The sequence below is a fragment of the Pontibacter burrus genome (genome assembly GCF_010686685.1).
Taxonomy (GTDB): domain Bacteria; phylum Bacteroidota; class Bacteroidia; order Cytophagales; family Hymenobacteraceae; genus Pontibacter; species Pontibacter burrus.
The window spans coordinates 1-5801 of record NZ_JAAGWD010000015.1 but is presented as its reverse complement, the minus strand read 5'-3'; the positions used below and the strand labels follow the sequence as shown (position 1 = coordinate 5801).

Below are 5801 nucleotides of genomic sequence, written 5' to 3'. Positions count from 1 at the left end.
GGGTGGGGGGATTAAAACGCAAAAGCCCTGTCCTTTTGTAGGGGACAGGGCTTTGTAAGGGGTTGGCGGCCACCTACTCTCCCGGCGGTGAGGCCAGTACCATCGGCGCGTCCGGGCTTAACTTCTCTGTTCGGGATGGGAAGAGGTGCTCACCGGAGCCATAGCCACCATTATTTTCCTACGGGGTGTGCCGTAGCTTATGCTTTGTAAAGTCAGTTGATAAGTTGTGGAGGAAAAGAGCAGCAAGCGGGTAAAAGCTGCGGGCCTGTCCTTTACAAGGAACCAGCCAGCACCTTGCGGTGTGGGAACGCACCCGGGCAATTAGTATGGCTCGGCTGTGACATTTCTGCCTCTACACCTGCCACCTATCAACGTGATCGTCTCTCACGGCCCTTCCAGGGAGATCTCATCTTGGGGTGGGTTTCGCACTTAGATGCTTTCAGCGCTTATCCCATCCGAGCGTAGCTACCCTGCGCTGCATCTGGCGATACAACAGGTGCACCAGCGGCTCGTCCAACCCGGTCCTCTCGTACTAAGGTCAGAACCCCGCAAATCTCCAACGCCCGCAACAGATAGGGACCGAACTGTCTCACGACGTTCTGAACCCAGCTCGCGTGCCACTTTAATCGGCGAACAGCCGAACCCTTGGGACCTTCTCCAGCCCCAGGACGTGACGAGCCGACATCGAGGTGCCAAACCTCCCCGTCGATATGAGCTCTTGGGGGAGATCAGCCTGTTATCCCCAGAGTACCTTTTATCCTTTGAGCGATGGCCCTTCCATGCGGAACCACCGGATCACTATATCCGTCTTTCGACCCTGCTCGGCTTGTAGGCCTCACAGTCAAGCACCCTTATGCTATTGCGCTCTGCGTACGGTTACCAAGCGTACTGAGGGTACCTTTGAAAGCCTCCGTTACTGTTTTGGAGGCGACCACCCCAGTCAAACTACCCACCAAGCACTGTCCCCTTTTCGTCAGGTTAGGCGCCAAGCAACTCAAGGGCCGTATTTCAAGGATGGCTCCACGATGCCTAGCGACACCGCTTCATAGCCTCCGGCCTATCCTACACATGAGTTACCCAGCGTCAATGCTAAGCTATAGTAAAGGTTCATGGGGTCTTTCCGTCCCGTTGCGGGTACTCGGCATCTTCACCGAGACTACAATTTCACCGAGCTCACAGCTGAGACAGCGCCCAGATCGTTACACCATTCGTGCAGGTCGGAACTTACCCGACAAGGAATTTCGCTACCTTAGGACCGTTATAGTTACGGCCGCCGTTTACTGGGGCTTCGATTCAATGCGTCGCCTTGCGGCTAACATCCCCTCTTAACCTTCCAGCACCGGGCAGGTGTCAGGCCTTATACGTCATCTCTCGATTTGGCAAAGCCATGTGTTTTTGTTAAACAGTCGCCTGGGCCTTTTCACTGCGGCTTCTCTAATAAATTAGAGGAAGCGCCCCTTCTCCCGAAGTTACAGGGCCATTTTGCCGAGTTCCTTGGCTGTGATTCACTCGAGCACCTTAGGATTCTCTCCTCGACCACCTGTGTCGGTTTGCGGTACGGGCGGCTACAGCTTTATAACGCTTAGCGGGTTTTCTTGGGAGCCGGATTAGGGACACTATCTCCGTGGCCGAAGCCTTGGAGTACTATCAGCTTTCAGCTAGCCCAGGGTACTTGACTCCCGGGCTACTACCTACGGCCTTCAACGCACTATTCCGTCAGTGCGCGGTCCTTTCACTTCTCCGTCACCGCATCGCTTGCTGCAGCCGGTACAGGAATATTAACCTGTTGTCCATCGACCTGCGCTTTCGCCTCGGCCTTAGGACCCGACTAACCCTGATCCGATTAGCGTTGATCAGGAAACCTTGGTCTTTCGGTGTGCAGGTTTCTCGCCTGCATTATCGTTACTTATGCCTACATTTGCTTTTCTGACCGCTCCAACGCTCCTTGCCGAAGCGCCTTCACTGCTGTCAGAATGCTCCCCTACCAGTACACCATACGGTGTAATCCGCAGCTTCGGTGCCATACTTGATGCCCGATTATTATCGATGCCCTGTCGCTCGACCAGTGAGCTGTTACGCACTCTTTAAAGGAATGGCTGCTTCCAAGCCAACCTCCTGGCTGTCTAAGCAACTGGACCCCCTTTGTTCAACTTAGTATGGACTTGGGGACCTTAGCCGACGGTCTGGGTTCTTTCCCTCTCGGCCAGGGACCTTAGCACCCCTGGCCTCACTGCCGTGTATATCAAAGCGGCATTCGGAGTTCGTCAGGATTCGGTAGGATGTGACTCCCCCTAGTCCTATCGGTAGCTCTACCTCCGCTTGACTCCACCACGACGCTGCCCCTAAAGGCATTTCGGGGAGTACGAGCTATTTCTCAGTTTGATTGGCCTTTCACCCCTACCCACAGGTCATCCAAATCCTTTTCAACGGAAACTGGTTCGGTCCTCCAGTTGGTGTTACCCAACCTTCAACCTGCCCATGGGTAGATCACAAAGTTTCGCGTCTGCCCCCTCTGACTGCACGCCCTATTCAGACTCGCTTTCGCTGCGGCTCCGACCCTCAAAGAGTCTTAACCTTGCCAGAGAGGAGCAACTCGTAGGCTCATTATGCAAAAGGCACGCCGTCACCCCACGTAAGGGCTCCGACCGCTTGTAGGCGCACGGTTTCAGGATCTATTTCACCCCCTTATTCAGGGTACTTTTCACCTTTCCTTCACAGTACTGGTTCACTATCGGTCTCTCAGGAGTATTTAGCCTTAGCGGATGGTGCCGCTGGATTCAGGCGGGATTTCTCCGGTCCCGCCCTACTCAGGATCCCACTAGGGCCAAAAAACTTACGTGCACAGGACTTTCACCTTCTGCGGTGTACCTTCCCAGGTACTTACACTTCACTTTTTGGTCCCACCACGTGGTCCTACAACCCCAGCACTGCCGTAACAGCACTGGTTTGGGCTAATCCGCGTTCGCTCGCCACTACTTACGGAATCACTGTTGTTTTCTCTTCCTCCGGGTACTTAGATGTTTCAGTTCCCCGGGTTTGCCCCCCGTAGGGTACTAGCACTTCATGCTAGTGGGTTGCCCCATTCGGATACCTGCGGATCACAGGGTATGTGCCCCTCCCCGCAGCTTTTCGCAGCTTGTCGCGTCCTTCATCGCCTCTGAGAGCCTAGGCATCCCCCGTACGCCCTTCTCTGCGTTCCCGGCCGTCATAACCCGAAAGTCATGCCGGCCCGCAGTCTTTACTCTACTTGCTCGTATTCCAACTACTTTTCAGTAGTCAAAAAACTTTTTCTCTTTTCTTTCCAAACTTGTCAAAGAACTTTTGCTTAAGGGACAAAAGACAGAGGACATAAGACGCTAGACATCTTGCTGTTTCTATCTGTTTCCTTAAGTAGTGAAGTAAAAACCTGTCGTCTTTACTTGGTTTTAAACTGGTGGAGAATAACGGAGTCGAACCGTTGACCTCCTGCGTGCAAAGCAGGCGCTCTAGCCAGCTGAGCTAATCCCCCAGGTAATCCTTACGCAATACGTAATGCGCTTTTAGTGGGCCTGCGTGGACTCGAACCACGGACCTCTACATTATCAGTGTAGCGCTCTAACCACCTGAGCTACAAGCCCCCGCTGTCAGGGCTACGCCTTCTATAGCAAATCCGTAGTAAAAACTACCGCCAAAGGCCGGCCACCAGTACAATACAGTAAAAGAGCAGATCTACTAAAGGATCTTTTGAGAAAAAGAATTGAAACAGGCCCGCGCCTCGTGTCTTTTCAAAAAAAGCACAACAGCAAAAGAGCCGGAAAAAGTCTCTAGAAAGGAGGTGATCCAGCCGCACCTTCCGGTACGGCTACCTTGTTACGACTTAGCCCCAGTTACCAGTTTTACCCTAGACGGCTCCTATGACGGTCACCGGCTTCAGGTCTCCCTGACTTCCATGGCTTGACGGGCGGTGTGTACAAGGCCCGGGAACGTATTCACCGCGCCATTGCTGATGCGCGATTACTAGCGATTCCGGCTTCACGAAGTCGAGTTGCAGACTTCGATCCGAACTGAGACCGGCTTTTTGAGATTGGCGCCCTATCACTAGGTGGCGACCCTCTGTACCGGCCATTGTAGCACGTGTGTAGCCCTAGGCGTAAGGGCCATGATGACTTGACGTCGTCCCCGCCTTCCTCACTTCTTGCGAAGGCAGTCCCTTTAGAGTCCCCGCCATGACGCGCTGGCAACTAAAGGTAGGGGTTGCGCTCGTTGCGGGACTTAACCCAACACCTCACGGCACGAGCTGACGACAGCCATGCAGCACCTTGCTTTGTGCCCCGAAGGGAAGCCTCATCTCTGAGGCCGTCACGCGCATTCTAGCCTAGGTAAGGTTCCTCGCGTATCATCGAATTAAACCACATGCTCCACCGCTTGTGCGGGCCCCCGTCAATTCCTTTGAGTTTCACCCTTGCGGGCGTACTCCCCAGGTGGATGACTTAACGCTTTCGCTTGGACGCTGACAGTATATCGCCAACATCGAGTCATCATCGTTTACGGCGTGGACTACCAGGGTATCTAATCCTGTTCGCTCCCCACGCTTTCGTGCCTCAGCGTCAGTTTCGGCCCAGCGAGCTGCCTACGCAATCGGGGTTCTTGGTGGTATCTATGCATTTCACCGCTACACCACCAGTTCCGCCCGCCTCGACCGAACTCAAGCCCGGCAGTATCAACGGCAGTTCCAGGGTTGAGCCCTGGGATTTCACCGCTGACTTACCGGGCCGCCTACGCACCCTTTAAACCCAATAAATCCGGACAACGCTTGCACCCTCCGTATTACCGCGGCTGCTGGCACGGAGTTAGCCGGTGCTTATTCATCAGGTACCGTCAGTTACCCCCGCAGGAGCGTTTTCTTCCCTGATAAAAGCAGTTTACAACCCAGAAGGCCTTCTTCCTGCACGCGGCATGGCTGGGTCAGCCTCTCGGCCATTGCCCAATATTCCCTACTGCTGCCTCCCGTAGGAGTCTGGTCCGTGTCTCAGTACCAGTGTGGGGGACCATCCTCTCAGAACCCCTAGCCATCGTCGCCTTGGTAGGCCTCTACCCTACCAACTAGCTAATGGCACGCATGCCCATCTTCCACCGCCTCAGCTTTGACCATCTCCCGATGCCGGGAAAAGGTGTTATGCGGTATTAATCTTCCTTTCGGAAGGCTATCCCCCTGTGGAAGGTAGGTTGCATACGCGTTACGCACCCGTGCGCCACTAACCTGAGAACCGAAGTCCTCAGATTCGTTCGACTTGCATGTATTAGGCCTGCCGCTAGCGTTCATCCTGAGCCAGGATCAAACTCTCCATTGTAAAAAAAATCTTAAATGTGTCTGCTCGATCCGGCCCTTGTTGTATGCTGTTGCTTCTGCTTCTTTTCCGTAGCCAGAAGAGCTACGTGCTGGCTTGCTTGCCAGCAAAAGACATTGTGCTTGTCTGTTTCAATTCCACTCTCTCAAAGAACTCTTCTCTTTCCCCTCCCCTCACCTGTTGTGAAGTGGCAGAAAGTTTGCTCCTGGCGCGTTTGCCAGAAGGCGCTACGTATAATGTAGCTTGTGTTGTGTGTGTTTCCCCGCTAGGCCTGCTGCCGTTTGGGAGTGCAAAGGTAAGTGCTTTTTTTCAATCTGCAAGCCCCTGCATCAAAATCTTTTTCTTTTTTTCACCTGGCCTTCCCTTCTAAAGCAAAGACCTGAACTGCGTCCGACTCACTGCCTGAACCGGGTTGCAAAGGTAACACCCTTCCGGTGATGTTTGCAAGCATTTACAAAAAGATTTTTTTGGAAG

At 53.7% G+C, this 5801-nt stretch carries 2 tRNA genes and 3 rRNA genes; all 5 read right to left on the bottom strand.

The features are described 5' to 3' along the window. Nucleotides 1–60: 60 nt before the first annotated feature. The 5 genes from rrf to GXP69_RS18785 all read right to left on the bottom strand — a co-directional run bounded on the left by rrf (nt 61) and on the right by GXP69_RS18785 (nt 5330). Nucleotides 61–172: ribosomal RNA gene (gene rrf / locus GXP69_RS18805) — 5S ribosomal RNA — on the bottom strand. A 129-nt stretch (nt 173–301) separates the two neighbouring features. Further along, nucleotides 302–3200 (bottom strand): 23S ribosomal RNA (locus GXP69_RS18800). 231 nt (nt 3201–3431) lie between these two features. Continuing rightward, nucleotides 3432–3508, bottom strand: a tRNA-Ala gene (locus tag GXP69_RS18795). Between the two features lie 35 nt (nt 3509–3543). After that, nucleotides 3544–3617: transfer RNA gene (locus GXP69_RS18790), tRNA-Ile, on the bottom strand. Nucleotides 3618–3807: 190 nt separating this feature from the next. Then, nucleotides 3808–5330: ribosomal RNA gene (locus GXP69_RS18785) — 16S ribosomal RNA — on the bottom strand. The 16S, 23S and 5S rRNA genes sit together here with 2 tRNA genes alongside, the layout of an rRNA operon. Nucleotides 5331–5801: the final 471 nt, after the last annotated feature.